Origin of the sequence: Salmonella sp. SAL4457 (assembly GCF_046548235.1) — a bacterium.
In the GTDB taxonomy this organism is placed as follows: domain Bacteria; phylum Pseudomonadota; class Gammaproteobacteria; order Enterobacterales; family Enterobacteriaceae; genus Salmonella; species Salmonella enterica.
Genome location: NZ_JBGDZO010000001.1, coordinates 1,142,057 through 1,159,399, shown reverse-complemented (window position 1 = coordinate 1,159,399; position 17,343 = coordinate 1,142,057). Strand labels below are relative to the sequence as shown.

22 protein-coding genes are annotated in these 17,343 nt (G+C 52.2%); 8 read left to right on the top strand and 14 right to left on the bottom strand.

Annotated features, from left to right (window positions below; all coding sequences use genetic code 11):
- Positions 1-154: 154 nt before the first annotated feature.
- The gene (locus ACLJNW_RS05980; protein WP_000163973.1) at positions 155-1,075 is read right to left on the bottom strand and encodes a Kdo(2)-lipid IV(A) acyltransferase; all 921 of its coding nucleotides are present in this window, start codon (positions 1,073-1,075) and stop codon (positions 155-157) included.
- A 219-nt stretch (positions 1,076-1,294) separates the two neighbouring features.
- On the opposite strand from ACLJNW_RS05980, the gene ACLJNW_RS05975 reads away from it, so the two are divergent.
- On the top strand, positions 1,295-2,347 hold the full coding sequence (locus ACLJNW_RS05975; RefSeq protein ID WP_024154811.1) for a rhodanese-related sulfurtransferase: 1,053 nt from the start codon (positions 1,295-1,297) through the stop codon (positions 2,345-2,347).
- 51 nt (positions 2,348-2,398) lie between these two features.
- On the opposite strand, the gene ACLJNW_RS05970 is transcribed toward ACLJNW_RS05975, so the two are convergent.
- The 10 genes from ACLJNW_RS05970 to mdtH form a co-directional block, all read right to left on the bottom strand.
- A complete protein-coding gene (locus ACLJNW_RS05970) occupies positions 2,399-2,974 on the bottom strand; it encodes a YceI family protein (protein ID WP_000739886.1) in 576 nt (191 codons plus the stop codon).
- Positions 2,971-3,543: a cytochrome b gene (locus ACLJNW_RS05965; protein ID WP_023204060.1), complete on the bottom strand. Its 573-nt coding sequence runs from the start codon at positions 3,541-3,543 to the stop codon at positions 2,971-2,973. Before ACLJNW_RS05965 ends, ACLJNW_RS05970 begins: the two co-directional genes overlap by 4 nt.
- A gap of 262 nt (positions 3,544-3,805) precedes the next feature.
- On the bottom strand, positions 3,806-3,919 hold the full coding sequence (locus ACLJNW_RS05960; protein ID WP_001253282.1) for a YceO family protein: 114 nt from the start codon (positions 3,917-3,919) through the stop codon (positions 3,806-3,808).
- 40 nt (positions 3,920-3,959) lie between these two features.
- On the bottom strand, positions 3,960-5,078 hold the full coding sequence (gene solA, locus ACLJNW_RS05955; protein WP_023204062.1) for an N-methyl-L-tryptophan oxidase: 1,119 nt from the start codon (positions 5,076-5,078) through the stop codon (positions 3,960-3,962).
- Positions 5,079-5,190: 112 nt separating this feature from the next.
- Positions 5,191-5,445: a biofilm formation regulator BssS gene (bssS, locus tag ACLJNW_RS05950; protein WP_000414441.1), complete on the bottom strand. Its 255-nt coding sequence runs from the start codon at positions 5,443-5,445 to the stop codon at positions 5,191-5,193.
- A 289-nt stretch (positions 5,446-5,734) separates the two neighbouring features.
- A complete protein-coding gene (gene dinI, locus ACLJNW_RS05945) occupies positions 5,735-5,980 on the bottom strand; it encodes a DNA damage-inducible protein I (protein ID WP_001217763.1) in 246 nt (81 codons plus the stop codon).
- Between the two features lie 73 nt (positions 5,981-6,053).
- Positions 6,054-7,100 carry a dihydroorotase gene (gene pyrC, locus ACLJNW_RS05940; RefSeq protein ID WP_000126587.1) on the bottom strand — a complete coding sequence of 349 codons (1,047 nt, stop codon included), beginning with the start codon at positions 7,098-7,100 and terminating at the stop codon, positions 6,054-6,056.
- 103 nt (positions 7,101-7,203) lie between these two features.
- Entirely contained in the window at positions 7,204-7,764 is a 561-nt protein-coding gene (locus ACLJNW_RS05935; RefSeq protein WP_000713054.1) for a lipoprotein, read from the bottom strand.
- Between the two features lie 124 nt (positions 7,765-7,888).
- Positions 7,889-8,536, bottom strand: coding sequence for a glutaredoxin 2 (gene grxB / locus ACLJNW_RS05930; protein ID WP_000780893.1), 648 nt, complete (start codon positions 8,534-8,536; stop codon positions 7,889-7,891).
- A 63-nt stretch (positions 8,537-8,599) separates the two neighbouring features.
- Positions 8,600-9,808 (bottom strand): multidrug efflux MFS transporter MdtH, encoded by a 1,209-nt coding sequence (gene mdtH / locus ACLJNW_RS05925; RefSeq protein ID WP_000092174.1) that lies wholly within the window; start codon positions 9,806-9,808, stop codon positions 8,600-8,602.
- Positions 9,809-10,044: 236 nt separating this feature from the next.
- Here mdtH and rimJ point away from each other — a divergent pair, with 236 nt between their 5' ends.
- From rimJ to murJ, 4 genes are all read left to right on the top strand, one after another.
- Positions 10,045-10,629 (top strand): ribosomal protein S5-alanine N-acetyltransferase, encoded by a 585-nt coding sequence (rimJ, locus tag ACLJNW_RS05920; RefSeq protein ID WP_000468204.1) that lies wholly within the window; start codon positions 10,045-10,047, stop codon positions 10,627-10,629.
- A gap of 35 nt (positions 10,630-10,664) precedes the next feature.
- Positions 10,665-11,312, top strand: coding sequence for a YceH family protein (locus ACLJNW_RS05915; RefSeq protein WP_000873047.1), 648 nt, complete (start codon positions 10,665-10,667; stop codon positions 11,310-11,312).
- A gap of 1 nt (position 11,313) precedes the next feature.
- Positions 11,314-12,237, top strand: coding sequence for a Gfo/Idh/MocA family protein (locus ACLJNW_RS05910; protein WP_001259729.1), 924 nt, complete (start codon positions 11,314-11,316; stop codon positions 12,235-12,237).
- A gap of 303 nt (positions 12,238-12,540) precedes the next feature.
- On the top strand, positions 12,541-14,076 hold the full coding sequence (gene murJ / locus ACLJNW_RS05905; RefSeq protein WP_001537775.1) for a murein biosynthesis integral membrane protein MurJ: 1,536 nt from the start codon (positions 12,541-12,543) through the stop codon (positions 14,074-14,076).
- Positions 14,077-14,157: 81 nt separating this feature from the next.
- Here the strand turns inward: murJ and flgN are convergent, their stop codons facing one another.
- The 3 genes from flgN to flgA all read right to left on the bottom strand — a co-directional run bounded on the left by flgN (position 14,158) and on the right by flgA (position 15,629).
- A complete protein-coding gene (gene flgN, locus ACLJNW_RS05900; protein WP_000197547.1) occupies positions 14,158-14,580 on the bottom strand; it encodes a flagella biosynthesis chaperone FlgN in 423 nt (140 codons plus the stop codon).
- A 4-nt stretch (positions 14,581-14,584) separates the two neighbouring features.
- Positions 14,585-14,878, bottom strand: coding sequence for a flagellar biosynthesis anti-sigma factor FlgM (gene flgM / locus ACLJNW_RS05895; RefSeq protein WP_000020893.1), 294 nt, complete (start codon positions 14,876-14,878; stop codon positions 14,585-14,587).
- A 91-nt stretch (positions 14,879-14,969) separates the two neighbouring features.
- Positions 14,970-15,629 carry a flagellar basal body P-ring formation chaperone FlgA gene (gene flgA, locus ACLJNW_RS05890; RefSeq protein WP_001194086.1) on the bottom strand — a complete coding sequence of 220 codons (660 nt, stop codon included), beginning with the start codon at positions 15,627-15,629 and terminating at the stop codon, positions 14,970-14,972.
- A 156-nt stretch (positions 15,630-15,785) separates the two neighbouring features.
- On the opposite strand from flgA, the gene flgB reads away from it, so the two are divergent.
- From flgB to flgD, 3 genes are read left to right on the top strand one after another with little or no spacing between them, the layout of a single operon-like run.
- On the top strand, positions 15,786-16,202 hold the full coding sequence (gene flgB / locus ACLJNW_RS05885) for a flagellar basal body rod protein FlgB (protein WP_000887043.1): 417 nt from the start codon (positions 15,786-15,788) through the stop codon (positions 16,200-16,202).
- A gap of 3 nt (positions 16,203-16,205) precedes the next feature.
- Positions 16,206-16,610, top strand: coding sequence for a flagellar basal body rod protein FlgC (flgC, locus tag ACLJNW_RS05880; protein WP_001196448.1), 405 nt, complete (start codon positions 16,206-16,208; stop codon positions 16,608-16,610).
- An 11-nt stretch (positions 16,611-16,621) separates the two neighbouring features.
- Entirely contained in the window at positions 16,622-17,320 is a 699-nt protein-coding gene (gene flgD, locus ACLJNW_RS05875; protein ID WP_000020450.1) for a flagellar hook assembly protein FlgD, read from the top strand.
- Positions 17,321-17,343 lie beyond the last annotated feature (23 nt).

Below are 17,343 nucleotides of genomic sequence, written 5' to 3'. Positions count from 1 at the left end.
AGCGTTCCACAGTATGATGCGCGGTTTGCGCTATCATCAATTTAATTATGAGCGTACTAATTATAATTATGCGCCGACCTTACCAGCCTCGCAATGTGGGGAGCTTTTAAAGCTAAAAGAGGGGAAAAATTGCAGCCTGACGGCTGCAATCCTGTCAATAGCGCGACGGTACGCCTTCAGGGCGAGTTTTAAAGCGGCGATGCAGCCACATATACTGCTCTGGCGCCATCATAATGCACTGCTCAACAATCTTATTCATCCATGCGGCAGTCGCTTCTGCGCTCTCCAGCGGAGGCGAATATTCCGCAGGAAGAATGATCAGTTCGTAGCCTTTCCCATCGGGTTTACGGCGAGGCACGAAGGGGATAATACAGGCTTTAGACATGCGCGCGAGCATCCAGGTACCGGAGGTCGTAGCGGCCTGGTCGACGGCGAATAACGGTACAAAGACGCTGGCGCGCGGGCCGTAATCGTGATCCGGCGCATACCAGATCAATTCGCCGCTTTTCAATGCCTTAACCATGCCTTTCAGATCTTTGCGATCCAACATCGATTTATTGGAGCGTAAGCGTCCCCAGGTCTGTAACCAGTCGAGCAACGGATTATCATTCGGGCGATAAACTCCGATCCCCGGGTTATGCATACCAAACATGCGGGCGCCAAACTCAAGGGTAAGAAAATGTATTCCTACCAGAATGAACCCCAGCCCCTGCGCCTTAACTTCACGGATATGCTCCAGACCGCTCGCTTCCATCCAGCGGTTCACTCGCCGATCGGGCCAGAACCAGGCCATGCCGGTTTCCATCACGCCCATACCGACGGATTCAAAGTTTTTGACCACCATGGTGTGGCGTTCCTGCGCGCTCATTTCCGGAAAGCATAATTCAAGGTTGCGATAGGCGATTTTCGCGCGGCGTTTCATTACGCGTCGCGCCAGGTGGCCCAATGCGCAACCCAATTTATAGATGACCGGGTAGGGGAGTTGCACGACCAACCAAAGCGCGCCTATACCCAACCAGGTTAACCAATAGCGCGGGTGCAGTAAGGCCACGGAGAACTTAGGCAACTTCGTCATTTCTATCCTGTCTTTCAACGAACAATTCCCCGTATTCTCGCATCTTTTTGCGTTGAGCAAAAATATGTAGCAGGAGAGTGGCGATTAAATCGACAATTGTTGTTAATTATTTAGTGTAAAGCAGGAAATGTAGCGCAAAATGTGTGGATGTAAATTGGCGAGACTTGCCTTATCATGCCTGCCCACTTTATTTTTTGCTGATTGCAGGATACGTACACCATGCCAGTGTTACACAACCGCATCTCTAATGACGAGCTGAAAGCCAAAATGCTGGCGGAAAGCGAGCCGCGTACGACAATTTCTTTTTATAAATATTTCACAATCGCCTCGCCGCAACAGACGCGGGACGCGTTGTATCAGGTGTTTACGGCGTTGGACGTTTTTGGTCGCGTTTACCTGGCACATGAAGGCATCAATGCGCAAATCAGCGTGCCGCAAAGCAAGGTCGAGACCTTTCGTCAACAGCTTTATACGTTCGATCCCGCGCTGGACGGGCTGCGTTTAAATATCGCGCTGGAGGATGACGGAAAGTCATTTTGGGTGCTGCGTATGAAAGTTCGCGACCGTATCGTTGCTGACGGTATTGACGATCCGACTTTTGACGCCAGTAATGTCGGCGATTATCTGAAGGCGGCAGATGTGAATGCGATGCTGGACGATCCTGACGCGGTCTTTATTGATATGCGCAACCACTATGAGTATGAAGTCGGCCATTTCGAAAATGCTCTGGAAATCCCGGCGGATACGTTTCGTGAACAGTTGCCAAAAGCGGTTGAAATGCTGCGGGAACATGCAGATAAAAAGATAGTGATGTTCTGTACCGGCGGTATTCGTTGTGAGAAAGCCAGCGCCTGGATGAAACACAACGGTTTCAATAAAGTCTGGCATATTGAGGGTGGCATCATTGAATACGCCCGTCGCGCGCGCGAGCAGGGGCTTCCCGTTCGCTTTATCGGCAAAAATTTTGTATTTGATGAGCGAATGGGCGAACGAATCTCGGATGAGGTTATCGCGCATTGCCATCAGTGCGGCGCGTCCTGCGACAGCCATACCAACTGCAAAAATGACGGTTGCCATCTGCTGTTTATCCAGTGTCCGCAGTGCGCCAGTAAATTTAACGGCTGCTGTAGTGAACAATGCTGTGAAGAGTTGGCCTTGCCGGAGGAAGAACAGCGCCGACGTCGTGCGGGTCGTGAGAACGGCAACAAAATTTTTAATAAATCGCGTGGTCGGCTTAATAGCAAACTGAGCATTCCCGATCCAACTGAGTAATATTTTTCCAGATAGCGGCGTAAAGGCCGCTATCCGGCATTTCGCCAGGCGTTACTTCTGCTGAACGCCTTCTACTGAGATGATAAGCTCCACCTCTTGTGAGGCTGGGCCGAGATCGGTAGTTATATTGAAATCCTTCAGCTTAATTTTTCCTTCGGCCTCAAAGCCCGCGCGCTTACCGCCCCACGGATCGTCGCCCTGGCCCATCAGCTTCGCTTCCAGCGTCACCGGTTTAGTCACGCCATTGAGCGTCAGATTGCCGGTAATATCCAGTTCATCGCCCTCTTTTTTCACGCTGGTAGAGGTGAAGGTTGCCTGCGGGAATTTCGCAACATTAAGAAATTCCGCGCTACGCAGGTGTTTGTCACGTTCGGCATGGTTAGTGTCGACGCTATTGGTGTTAATGGTCACGTTCACTTTGTCTGCCGACGGATTTTTTTCGTCAAAAGTGAACGTGCCGTCGAAATCTTTAAAGGTGCCGTATAGCCAGCTGTAGCCCAGATGCTGAATGCGGAAATTGACGAACGCATGTTGGCCTTCTTTATCAATTTTATACTCCGCCGCCACGGCGGAACCGGTCGTGAATAACAAGGATGCGAGGGTGAATCCCAGCAGGTTTTTTTTCATTTTTGAGCTCCATAGTCAGATGACGACATTCCTGTCATACGTTTCAGAGTGTCGTCTTTATCGATGAAATGGTGTTTTAGCGCCATAACCCCATGCGAGAGCGAGATAGTGACCAGCGACCAGGCAAACCACAGATGCAGTGTTCCGGCGATGTCAGCCTGCGCGCCCGCGTCCGTAAGCGTGGCCGGAATCTCAAACCAGCCAAAGACGCTAATCGGTTTACCATCGGCGGTGGAAATCAGGTAGCCGCTAATGATTATCGCAAAGAGCAGGAGATACAGGAGGAGATGACCCGCGGCGGCGCCAGCGCGCGTTAAACGGGAATAGCTGGTCAACGCAACGGGCGGCGGAGAATAAAGCCGCCAGATAATACGCACGATCAGCGCCATCATCAGTAATATGCCAATACTTTTATGTATTTCCGGCGCCTGGTGATACCAGCCGTCGTAATAACTGAGCGTGACCATCCATAAGCCCAACGCAAACATGCCATAGACCACCAGGGCGGTCAGCCAGTGGAGCGCGGCGGAAACCACGCCATAACGCTGTGGAGTATTTTTAAATTGCATAAACACACCAATGAATATTTCACGAGAGAATGAAAATGGCGTGGAAAAGCGCCGAATGCAACTTATAAATAAGAATTTGAATGATATTTATTTTTATTTCAATAATTTTGATGTTGTTTGCGGTTCAGCTTCAGAAGTTTCGAGATATTTCCCCCTGATAACCGCGCAACGGCAGGAACTGGCATTATTGCCGTGCTTCAACGTTATGAAATAAAAAGTGAGGAATTTTCAGGAAGTGTCAGTTAGCGTCAATGAAAAGCAATCAGAAGAAAAGGAGATAAACAATATCCATCACCGCCAGCAGCGACCAAAGAATAACGTAAAGCATGAAATGTTCGCGAATATTATTCATCAGAAAATGAAAGAGACGACGCATAGCTTACCTTAATAAACAGCCCCTTTACGGGGCCGACAAATTATTGGCTAAAACGGGAAAGCCGGAACGGCGTCAGATCAAAGGAGGGCGTTTTTCCCAACGCAAAATCTGCAGCGATTTCTCCTAACACGGGGGCGAATTTAAAACCATGTCCGCTGAGTCCAGTGATGACAAGCGTATTCTCATGACCAGGCAGCGTATCGATAATAAAATCCTCGTCCGGCGAATTATCATAGGTACATGCCGCCCCATGTAAACAACCGCCGATACCCGGCAGTACGTTACGCAGGAAAGGAAATGCTTCCGCGCCATCGCTGGCAACGGCGGCAAAGGGCTTGCGCTCTTCCTGAGCCTGTATTCGCTGTCCGCCATTGTGTTTGCCGATTTTTAACTCGTCGTTCTCCGCCGGGAAACCGTAATATTGATCGCCGTTGGGCATTTCGCCGGTAAAGGCCGGAAAGCGGTTTTTAGTGCTGTAACGTCCATCCGCCTTAAACCAGGCAAAAACTTTACGTACGGGCTGAACGGGCAGCTCCGGTACCAGCGCTTTGACCCAGGTGCCCGCGCTAATCAGCGCCTTGCTGGCGTGGTAGCTGCCTTCACTCGTCTCTATCGTCACACCGTTATCATCATGATGAATATGGCTTACCGGGCTGTTAAATAGCTGTGCGCAGCCTGCCTCTTGGGCCAGACGAAGCCATGTGGTAATGGCTAATTCGCTGCGCAGGAAACCGGAGTCAGCTTCAAACAGCCCGATATAATTATCGGGCACGCGAATTTCCGGCCAGCGCGTCATGAGGGCCGTCGCGTCCAGGCGCTCGACGTTCAATTGCCACTGTTGCGCGCTTCGTGCGACGTTGGCTAAGAAAGCGGAATCGGCCGGGCCGAGGTTGACGACGCCGGAGCGGACAAAAATAGGCTCTTCATTGTGTGTGGAGAGTTCATCCCAAAGCGTCTGGGCGCGAAGCACCAGCGGGACATATTTTTCGCCTTCACCATAAGCGTGGCGGATAAGACGGGTATCGCCGTGGTGGCTGCCCTGTTGATGAGGCGGCATATGCGCATCGGTCATCAGGACCTTTAGCCCGGCGCGGGTGGCGTAATAACCAGCGGCGGCGCCAACCGAACCGCTGCCGATAATAATAAGGTCGTATTTCATCAGCTTCTCTCTGCTATCGCGATGATTTCAGGGTAAATAACTGCGCTGAGATATACAAGCCAGAAATAAGTGAGGCACCTTACGGTGCCTGAGAGAGGGGGAGCGCGTCACGCTAATGGCGACGATACTCGTTTTCCTGGTAATCGCCTGATTCTATTTTGGCGATGCCGGCTTCTAATATTGAAATAAATTGCCTGGCTACATCTGTTGTTAACCAGAGCGTTTGACCAACTTCAGTCCCTTCCGGTTCCGGACGATTTGGGGTCTGGTAGTGTAAACGCAGCATCAGCGCATCATAGCTATCGACGGTGCTGATGTCCCATCCTACAAGCGGATGGGTCTGAATGACTTCATTATTCTTTTCCATCATGCCCCCCTGGTACGTGTTATAAGACAACGGTTCTCGAGGTTCAATGCGTGTTTTTCTTCTGAAGCAACTTCAGTATACCAATTAATAAGGCTATTCACTGCGTTTTTAAAGAGACCGGAGGATAAATTTCTCTTTTTAAGAATTATATGAACAATAAAGCGGCAGTTCATTCATATTTTTTTAGGATGTTGTGCAATTATTTTGAGGGTCAGGTGAAATATTCATCAGTTGCGCAAATAAAAAAGCCGGGGCGACCCGGCAAACATACATCACTGCATATCATTTTTTATTCATTGATGAACCAGTCATCAGCGCTCTCCCAGGTCTCCTGGAGAATCTCGCTAATGCGTTCTTTGTCCTCTTTTGATGCGCCAATGACGGACAAGTTGTTGGCGGTAGCGTAACGTACGGTGACGTTACCCAAGTTCTCAGGAAAATGATGGCTAATACGACGGGAGAGTTCGCCCGCCAGCGCATCAATCGCACCGGCAGGCAGAGGTGACGTTTTGGCTATAGTGACTTCAATACGCATAATGGCCCCCTGTTGAATATACTGGATATATATACAGTTAAATCCAATATATAGCAACAGGTAAGCGCATTTTTTATTTTTTTACTGACCAGCGTACTGTTTCACCCGCTAAAAAAGGCACCAGCGAATCATCAGCCAGCGCGATATTTTCCGGTACCTGTTGTTCATCGCGAACCAGTTCCACCCACCCCGTATTCACCGGCAGGCCATAGAATTGCGGGCCATTCAGTGAACAGAACGCTTCAAAGTGCGCCAGCGCGTTCATTTCCTCAAACACGGCGGCATAACTGCCAAGGGCGGAGGGGGCGTTGAAACAACCGGCGCAGCCGCAACTGGTCTCTTTACGATGACGTGAATGCGGCGCTGAATCCGTCCCCAGGAAGGCGCGCGTAAAACCACTGGCAACCAGTTCGCGTAACGCCTGTTGGTGAATATTGCGTTTCAGAATCGGCAGACAGTACAGGTGAGGACGAATGCCGCCGACCAGCATATCATTACGGTTAAACATTAAATGTTGAGGCGTAATGGTAGCCGCCAGGTAGTCGTTGCCGTCACGTACATACTGCGCGGCATCTTTGGTCGTGATGTGCTCAAAGACCACTTTAAGCGCGGTCAGACGCTGGCGTAGCGGTTCCATTACGGTGTCGATAAAACGCGCTTCGCGATCGAAGATATCAACATCCGCATGGGTCACCTCACCGTGGACCAGCAATGGCATTCCGAGTTTTTCCATCCGCTCCAGTACCGGCATGATAGCGTCGACTGACGTTACGCCATGACTGGAGTTAGTGGTGGCATTGGCCGGGTAAAGCTTAGCCGCAGTAAATACGCCTTCATGGAAACCACGCTCCAGTTCATCGGCATCGAGCGAATCCGTTAAATAGCAGGTCATTAACGGCGTGAAATCATGCCCGGCGGGCACCGCATCGAGAATACGCTGGCGGTAGGCGATCGCTGCATCAACGGTCGTGATGGGGGACGCCAGGTTCGGCATCACGATAGCGCGACCATAAATTTCGCTGGTATAGGGTACGACCGTTTTTAACATGTCGCCATCGCGAAGGTGAACGTGCCAGTCGTCCGGGCGGCGGATCTTTAAAACCTGGGATGGTGCAGTCATTAATAAGCTCCGGCTGAGGAATAGTCTTTTTGCCGGAAACAAAGGATAAGCGGAAACGTTTTCGTTTGCACGTAAAAAAAGGGCGCGAGCGCGCCCTCCGAAATCAATTGGTGAAAGGAATAACGATTTCACCAGGTTTAACTTCAATGCCTTTCGCGAGTTTCTTCGCTAACGCTTCGCCTTTACTGCTGTCCTCACGCAACACGTAAGCGGGCCGCTGGTTAAAGTAGCTACGTAAAGACTGATTTAAATAGGGCAGGAGCGTTTGTAGCACCGATTGCATTTTCTCCGGCGTCACGGTGGCGTCTACTACTTCCATCTCCTGAAGATAGATGGCGCCTTTTTCTTTATCAAAGACCGGCAGGGCTTTTAGCTTGAGTTTCATCGTCGCTTTTTGACTGCCAAACAGGGAATTCATATCCAGCCTGGCATCGCCAGTAAGGGTGACTTTATTAGGCTCTTCCCGACCAATCTGGCTGGCAAGATTAGTCAATACGATATGCGCGTCGGCAATGCCGGGAAGACCAATATCTTTTGAGAAATTATTCCGTTTTTCAAGCGCTTGATTGATTTCTTGTTCGCTAATGGTGTATTGCGTAAGTTGATTACAACCCACTAACAGGCCGCTAACTACCAGCGCAGCGGCAAAAAAAAACTTTTTCATGGCGTTCCTTAGCATGTTGCCTGTGCCCTAATCTTGACACAAAGCAGCATGTCGCGCCAGCGGACATGGCGCCACTAGAAAAAGCTGAAAAAGGCGGCAAGAAAGGGTTGCCGCCTGGCGGGCGTTAGATAGCCATTGAGGAGAGTAAATTAATTTGCGTCTGCTTTGCCATATTATCGCGATAGTCTGCGACTTTTGTCGGCCAGTGAATACCGGCGACCAGCGTCAGATTACGCAGAAGCGGAAACAGATGAATATCATCTTCCGATAATTCGCCGTTAACGGCGTTAGGCTGTACGATGAGTTTATCCAGCAAACGTAAATCATCGCCGATCTTTTTAATCAGTCCGGCAGAGTGCGCAAGATGGTTGTCAAAACTGCCAGATGAGGCTTCTTTTTTGCGGATAAAATACTGACGCGCCGCAGGGGTAGAAAATTCATCGAAAGCGGATTTTGCAAATCGCGGCAGCAGTAGCTGATTAACGTAACCGTTAACTTTGCGCAACCACTCTTCAATGGCTGGATTGCGTTTCCCGGTTAACAGCGGTTTGCCGTCGAGGTTGTCGACATAATGTACAATATCCATACTTTCAGGAAGGTAGCGACTATCATCTTTTTGCAGGATGGGCACCATCTTTTGACCAATCATCCGGGTGGGCGTCGCCTCGTCGTCATTTTGTAACACGTTAAGTTCAACGGGGATGTTCTTCAGGCCGAAAATCATGCGGGCTTTAACGCAGAAAGGGCAATGATCGTAAATATAAAGCTTCACGTTTCTCCTCCATTTGACTGTCGGTATCTGACCAGTATGGAGGAGATAGCGACAGGTATCAAATCAGGCGCCGGGTTCCAGCATCCGGCGCGGCGTGCGTTTATGACTAAATTGCCAGCCTAAAGCCAAAAAGGTGATAAAGCCGATAATACCGAGCATCATCCACGGTAGTTCAGGCTGCGCAAGCGCTTTCCCCATATCAAACAACCAGCCGCCGCCGATATAACCAATCGCGCCGCCAATGGCTAATCCCAGACGGCTAAAGCCCATATAGCTTCCCCGCGCCCTCGCGTCCGCGAGCGACGCGCTGAGCGTTTCGCGCGCCGGTTCGGCGATAACCGAGCCGATGTAGAAAGCGCAAATAAGCGTAAAAAGCTGCTGTAAATTGCCCACCATCCCGATGGGGATCATGCTCAGCGACATGACGAGCAAGCCGGCCATCAGCCGATGCTCCAGCCGAAAACGCTTTTCGCTCCAGCGGGCAATCGGATAGAGCAACGTCAGCGAGAGACACGCCTCTATAGCGTACATCCATTTCACGGCAGCAGGCGAACCGGCGATATCGTTTACCATAATCGGCAGCATTAACATGACCTGTACCGCCAGCATATAGTAGCCCGCCAGCGTCAGCACGTAGGTGACAAACCTTTTATCGCTCATGACGCGGCGCATTCCTTCACGCACCGGCGTTCTGACCGTTGATAGCTTCCAGGCCGGAAGCAGCCATGCATTGAAAAGGGCGCATAATATGAACAAAATAGCGCCCGTCGCGCAGACCAGGCGAAAATCGTATTGTAGCAACCAGCTTCCCAGCAGCGCGCCAATCACCGCGCCCGCGCTGTCCTGCATCATCAACAGAGAGAAGAAGCGGCCCCGTTGCTCCGGACGAATTAATTTGACCACCAGCGCTGAACGCGGCGGGTCGAAAAGCGTACCGCCGAGACCGGAAAGAAAGCAGGAAAACCACAAGAGCCAGGGCTCATGCGCGATACCCATGGTGGCAAAGCCTGCGGCGCGCATCAGCATACCGGTGACAATCATCGGTTTCGCGCCAAAGCGATCGGCGATGGCGCCGCCAAAAATGCCCAGACCTTGTTGAATAAACTGGCGCAGGCCGAGCGCGATCCCTACCATTACGGCAGCCCACCCCATTTGATCGACAAAGCGAATAGAGATGAGCGGGAAGACGACGAAAAAACCCAGCACCACTAACATGTTATCGATGAGAAGAAAATATTTACCCAGGTTCCTCGCCTGCGAGACGCGCGACATTTCCCCTCCCGGGAAATAAAAGATGAGCGTCTTCTATTCTGCGGCGGCGTTTCGTTTTTTCCTACCGTTAGCGGGACAATATTTTTTTATCAAAAGTCCTTTTTAATCGAGAGTTTTCATCAAAATGTGGCAGCAATTCAAAAAATGACGATTTGCGCTTTTCACAGAGCCTGGTTGCGCAGGTATAGTAATGTTACTGGCGTGCTGAAGACGTTACAGGAAGGAGTAGGTATAGAATGTTTGGCTATCGTAGTAACGTGCCAAAAGTGCGCTTAACCACCGATCGTCTGGTGGTACGTTTAGTGCATGAGCGTGATGCCTGGCGTCTGGCCGATTATTACGCGGAAAATCGTCATTTTTTAAAACCCTGGGAACCGGTCCGTGATGAAAGTCATTGTTATCCTTCAGGATGGCAGGCGCGTCTGGGAATGATCGGTGAATTTCACAAACAGGGCTCCGCCTTCTATTTCGCGCTACTTGATCCGGAAGAAAAAGAAATTATCGGCGTGGCGAATTTTTCCAATGTGGTGCGCGGTTCTTTTCATGCCTGTTATCTGGGCTATTCCATTGCGCAGAAGTGGCAGGGGCAAGGGCTGATGTTTGAAGCCTTAACCGCTGCGATTCGCTATATGCAGCGCACTCAGCATATCCACCGTATCATGGCGAACTATATGCCGCACAACAAACGTAGCGGCGCGTTGCTGGCGCGGCTTGGCTTTGAAAAAGAAGGCTATGCGAAAGATTACCTGTTGATTGATGGACAATGGCGCGACCATGTCCTGACGGCGTTAACCACGCCGTTATGGACGCCGGGGCGTTGAGCGGCTTACGGAATGAGAGGCAAAGGGAGAAAACGATGAAATATGAATTAACCGCCACTGAAGCGCGAGTGATTGGCTGTCTGCTGGAAAAGCAGGTGACAACGCCGGAACAGTATCCGCTTTCCGTCAACGGGGTGGTGACAGCCTGTAATCAGAAAACCAACCGTGAACCGGTGATGAACCTGACGGAACAAGAGGTACAAGAACAGCTCGATAACCTGGTGAAACGCCACTTTTTGCGTACGGTCAGCGGGTTTGGCAATCGCGTCACCAAATATGAACAGCGCTTCTGTAATTCCGAATTTGGCGATCTGAAACTTAGCGCGGCGGAAGTGGCGCTTGTCACTACGCTGCTGCTGCGCGGCGCGCAAACGCCCGGCGAGTTGCGTAGCCGGGCGTCGCGGATGCATGAATTCAGCGATATGGCGGAAGTTGAATCCACGCTGGAACGGCTTGCCAGTCGTGAGGACGGCCCGTATGTCGTCCGTCTGGCGCGTGAACCGGGTAAGCGCGAAAGCCGTTATATGCACCTTTTTTGCGGCGACGTCGATGAACTGTCTCTCCAGACGTCTGCGCCGGAAAGTGCGTCGGGCGATCTTCAGTCGCGCGTCGAAGCGCTGGAAAGCGAAGTGGCGGAGTTAAAGCAGCGGCTGGATTCTTTGTTAGCTCACCTGGGAGAGTAATGTGAGAACATTACGGATTGGCATTGTCGGATTAGGCGGTATTGCGCAGAAGGCCTGGCTGCCGGTATTAACCAACACCGCCGGATGGACGTTACAGGGCGCCTGGTCTCCTTCGCGGGATAAAGCCTTACGTATCTGCGAAAGCTGGCGCATACCGTATGTGGATTCGCTGGCGAATTTAGCGTCCGGCTGCGATGCGGTCTTCGTCCACTCCAGTACCGCAAGCCATTATGCCGTGGTCAGCGAACTTCTCAATGCCGGCGTCCATGTTTGCGTGGATAAACCGCTGGCGGAAAATCTACGTGATGCCGAACGGCTGGTGGCGCTGGCGGCGCAAAAAAAATTGACGCTGATGGTTGGCTTTAATCGCCGTTTCGCGCCGCTGTACCGCGAACTGAAGACGCGCCTCGGCACTGCGGCGTCACTACGTATGGATAAACATCGTACCGATAGCGTCGGGCCGCACGACTTACGTTTTACTTTGCTCGATGACTATCTGCATGTCGTGGATACCGCTCTGTGGCTGGCGGGCGGCGAGGCGCGCCTTGCCAGCGGCACGTTGCTCACCAGCGAGTCCGGCGAAATGTGCTATGCGGAACATCATTTTTCCGCCGACAAACTACAAATTACCACCAGTATGCACCGGCGCGCCGGAAGTCAGCGTGAATCGGTCCAGGCCGTCACCGACGGCGGGCTATATGACGTGACGGATATGCGTGAATGGCGCGAAGAGCGCGGGCAGGGTATTCTCATCAAACCCATTCCTAGTTGGCAAACGACGCTTGAACAGCGTGGTTTTGTCGGATGCGCGCGGCATTTCATTGACTGCGTACAAAATCAGACGGTTCCGGAAACAGCGGGGGAGCAGGCGATTTTGGCCCAGCGCGTCGTGGAGGCGCTGTGGCGGGACGCCATCAGCGAATAACCCTCTGTAACATCTGGCGGTAGTAATTCATCGTAATCCAGGTACTATACCCTCAATAATTCGAGTTGCAGAAAAGCTAACGCACATGCAGCTCGAAGTATGGCGGGTATATATGCCCACTCTACACAATACCTCTTTTCACAGTGAATAATGGCAAACCGTGGGGAGTCTGTAAGGCCTGATAAGACGTTTTAACGTCGCCGTCAGGCGCGGTGATACAGCCGGATACGGCAGAAGTTGCGTTATCCGGTCGATGGATCAGCCATGCAGGAGTTTTACGCCAGGGTCTGGAATACAAAAGAAATGAATTTATTGAAATCGCTGGCTGCCGTCAGCTCGATGACTATGTTTTCACGCGTGTTGGGCTTTGCCCGTGATGCGATTGTCGCCAGAATTTTTGGCGCAGGGATGGCGACCGACGCCTTTTTTGTGGCGTTTAAACTCCCCAATCTACTACGCCGGATCTTTGCCGAAGGCGCTTTTTCTCAGGCCTTTGTGCCTATCCTGGCGGAATATAAGAGCAAGCAGGGTGAAGAAGCGACGCGGATCTTTGTCGCTTACGTTTCCGGCCTGTTGACGCTGGCATTGGCCGTCGTGACAGTGGCCGGTATGCTGGCCGCCCCGTGGGTGATTATGGTAACCGCGCCGGGTTTTGCCGATACTGCGGATAAATTCGCGCTGACGACGCAACTGCTGCGGATTACATTTCCCTATATTCTGCTGATCTCGCTGGCTTCACTGGTTGGCGCCATTCTCAACACCTGGAATCGCTTCTCTATTCCCGCTTTTGCGCCGACATTTCTTAATATCAGCATGATCGGTTTTGCATTATTCGCCGCGCCATACTTTAATCCGCCGGTGCTGGCGTTAGCCTGGGCAGTCACCGTCGGCGGCGTGCTGCAACTGGTGTATCAACTTCCGTATTTGAAAAAGATCGGTATGCTGGTGCTGCCGCGCATTAACTTTCGCGACACCGGGGCGATGCGGGTGGTCAAACAGATGGGGCCGGCGATTTTGGGCGTTTCCGTCAGTCAGATCTCCCTTATCATCAATACCATTTTCGCCTCGTTTCTGGCCTCCGGCTCGGTTTCATGGATGTACTATGCCGATCGGTTGATGGAGTTCCCGTCCGGCGTGCTGGGCGTGGCGTTGGGGACCATCCTGTTGCCGTCATTGTCGAAAAGCTTTGCCAGCGGCAATCATGATGAGTACTGCCGCCTGATGGACTGGGGGCTGCGTTTGTGCTTTTTACTGGCGTTGCCGAGCGCGGTAGCGTTAGGCATTCTGGCGAAGCCGCTGACGGTCTCGCTGTTTCAGTACGGTAAATTCACCGCCTTTGATGCGGCGATGACGCAGCGGGCGTTAATCGCCTATTCGGTGGGGCTGATTGGCTTGATCGTCGTAAAAGTGTTGGCCCCGGGCTTCTATTCTCGCCAGGATATTAAAACGCCGGTGAAAATCGCCATAGTGACGTTAATCATGACTCAGTTAATGAACCTGGCGTTTATTGGACCGCTGAAACACGCCGGGCTGTCGCTCTCTATTGGTCTGGCGGCATGTCTCAATGCGTCGCTGCTGTACTGGCAACTGCGCAAACAGAATATCTTTACGCCACAACCGGGGTGGATGTGGTTCCTGATGCGTCTGATCATTTCCGTACTGGTAATGGCCGCCGTATTGTTCGGCGTGTTGCATATTATGCCGGAGTGGTCGCAAGGGTCGATGCTATGGCGTTTGCTGCGTTTGATGGCGGTAGTGATCGCGGGTATCGCGGCCTATTTCGCCGCGCTTGCCGTGCTGGGCTTTAAAGTGAAAGAGTTTGTTCGCCGGACGGCGTAAATTCAGTGCCTGATAGCGCTGTGCTATCAGGCCTACAAGGCATTCAGGCCGGAAAGGCACAACGTCGCCATCCGGCAATGATTAGATAGAAATTTTTTTACCGCCGCGGTGAGAGACGGAAGTCTGACCGTCAGCCCCGTACAAGGTCGGCTCCTGGTGAGGTTTCAGCACCTCCAGCGCCTGTTGATTACGCTCGATTTGCCCTTCCAGCAGCCAGCCGTTGTGCTGGTTGAGGTCGCGAAGATGCTGCGTTTTTTCGGTAATCGCCTGCCAGCGCTCTGCAATGTCATCGTTTGCGCTACGCTGCGCATTCTGCTCCAGACGGCGCTGTTGTTCCAGATAATCCAGCGTCGCCAGCAACGAGCTTTTTTCTTCTGTAATACGCTGTAGCTGGCTGCCGTTAATCTGGCCTACGGAAAGCTGTTGTTGCTCGGCGTCCATCACCGTCTTCAGGTCATTCAGGACGGTGGTCATCTGGTCAAGTATTTCTGACAAACGAGTCATACGCTTATTTACTCTGTAAGTAGCTCTGCGCCTCGCGAATGAGCGAGTCTGCTATTTTTCCCGTATCCATTTTTAACTCACCGTTACGGATAGCCGTTTTTAATGCTTCGACGCGTTCCATATTAATGTCGCTGACGCCTGGCTGCATGAGCTTCGCTTGCGCGTCGCTTAACGTTACGCTGGCGCTCGTCGCGGCGGACGTTTTTTCCTGACGCGTTTTTTGTACCGGCGTGTCGCTGGTTTCGCGCGTCTGGACAGTGCTAACGGGTTTCAAAGGTGAGGTACGGTCAATGCTCATTTATTTATCCTCATCGAGGGTTACGTTGTAGCGGCCAGCTACCATCATGGTTGAATATCTCATCGGCAGCCGCGACAAAATCTTTACACAATTATAGGTTAATAAGAATATTCCCATCAGAATCGACGGTTCCACTCACGATTTGACCCGATGTCATGCGTACGCGCGCATTTTGCGCGACGGCGGCATTATTCATCGCCTGACCTTCCGCATTGACGCTAAACCCCTCGCCATTGGCGATGACCTGTACTCGTTGACCCGCTTTGACGCGCCAGGCCTGACGTATCATCGTAAGCTGTACCGGCTGCCCGGGAGCGAGATCGCGCAAACTGACGGCATCCTGAATCTGACGGATATCCAGTACCGTCCGCGGCGGTAACTGATCCAGCCTGCCACGTTTTAGCGTGACGTTGGCCGGCGTCAATTTTCCGCCGCGCGCGACGGGCGCGGCAACGGCGACATAATTGCCGGTCGCTTGCACATTCACCTGCAAATAACGTTTTTCATTGGCGCAGCGCGCCACCACATTGACGTTGCCCCACAGCTTCGCGCTGCCCGTCATGCTGAAGGCTGGCTGTTCGCAGCTCGGTAGCAGATTGGGCGATGAACGGAGCGTGACAACCACCTCGTCGCTGAAGCCAGCCAGACGCTGGGAAAACCACGTGGTCAGCTGGGCGTTGATGTCCTGCGCCATTGTCAGGGGGCTGAACAGCAAAGCCGCCACGGCGAATCCTCGTTTTAACGTTTGCATGGTACTTCCCCCTGGTTGATGTCATGACAGGATTCTACCCGTGTGAAGCAAGCATCAACGCAATAAATAGCGACGCATTTTGCGTTTATTCCGGCGATAACGCGCGCGTGAAGGCATTTAAGCTGTCGGCTGAATTTTGCCATTTGCGGAGGAGATATGCTCGACAGGCTCGATGCCGCCTTACGATTTCAGCAGGAAGCGCTAAATCTGCGCGCGCAACGTCAGGAAATATTAGCGGCGAATATCGCCAATGCCGATACGCCGGGGTATCAGGCGCGCGATATTGATTTTGCCAGTGAGTTAAAAAAGGTGATGGTGCGTGGACGGGAAGAAACCGGCGGCGTCGCGTTAACGTTGACTTCCTCTCACCATATTCCCGCCCAGGCGGTCTCTTCTCCCGCAGTGGATCTGCTTTACCGCGTACCCGATCAGCCTTCTTTGGATGGTAACACCGTAGATATGGACAGGGAACGTACGCAGTTTGCGGATAACAGTCTCAAATATCAGATGGGGCTTACCGTTCTGGGTAGCCAACTCAAAGGCATGATGAATGTGCTACAGGGAGGAAACTAATTCGTGGCGCTGTTAAACATTTTTGATATTGCCGGATCGGCGCTTGCCGCGCAGTCCAAGCGGTTGAACGTTGCGGCCAGTAACCTGGCGAATGCGGATAGCGTCACCGGCCCGGACGGACAGCCTTATCGCGCCAAACAGGTGGTTTTTCAGGTGGACGCCGCGCCGGGTCAAGCCACTGGCGGGGTAAAGGTCGCCAGCGTGATTGAAAGTCAGGCACCGGAAAAGCTGGTTTATGAGCCAGGCAATCCGCTGGCGGACGCTAATGGTTACGTCAAAATGCCCAACGTCGATGTGGTCGGCGAAATGGTCAACACGATGTCAGCCTCGCGCAGCTATCAGGCAAATATCGAAGTCCTGAATACCGTAAAAAGCATGATGCTTAAAACGCTGACATTAGGCCAGTAAAGGAGGCGCGTATGTCTATTGCCGTAAATATGAATGACCCGACCAACACGGGCGTCAAAACGACGACCGGCAGCGGATCGATGACCGGAAGCAACGCTGCCGATCTGCAAAGCAGTTTCCTGACCTTACTGGTCGCGCAATTGAAGAACCAGGACCCGACTAACCCATTACAAAATAATGAGTTAACGACACAGTTGGCGCAAATCAGTACCGTGAGCGGCATTGAAAAACTGAATACGACGCTGGGGGCTATTTCTGGGCAAATCGATAATAGTCAGTCCCTACAGGCGACCACGCTGATTGGACATGGCGTTATGGTGCCTGGCACCACAATTCTGGCGGGTAAAGGCGCGGAAGAAGGGGCCGTGACGTCCACGACGCCGTTTGGCGTGGAATTGCAACAGCCTGCGGACAAAGTGACGGCAACCATTACCGATAAAGATGGCCGGGTGGTACGGACGCTGGAGATCGGTGAGTTGCGAGCCGGGGTACACACCTTTACCTGGGATGGTAAGCAAACGGACGGAACAACGGTACCGAATGGTTCTTACAACATTGCGATTACCGCCAGCAATGGCGGGACGCAACTGGTGGCGCAGCCGCTGCAATTCGCTCTGGTACAGGGCGTGACGAAGGGCAGTAACGGCAACCTGTTGGATCTGGGTACCTACGGCACCACCACACTCGACGAAGTTCGGCAAATAATCTAAGCCCTTACACTTATCAGGAGTCA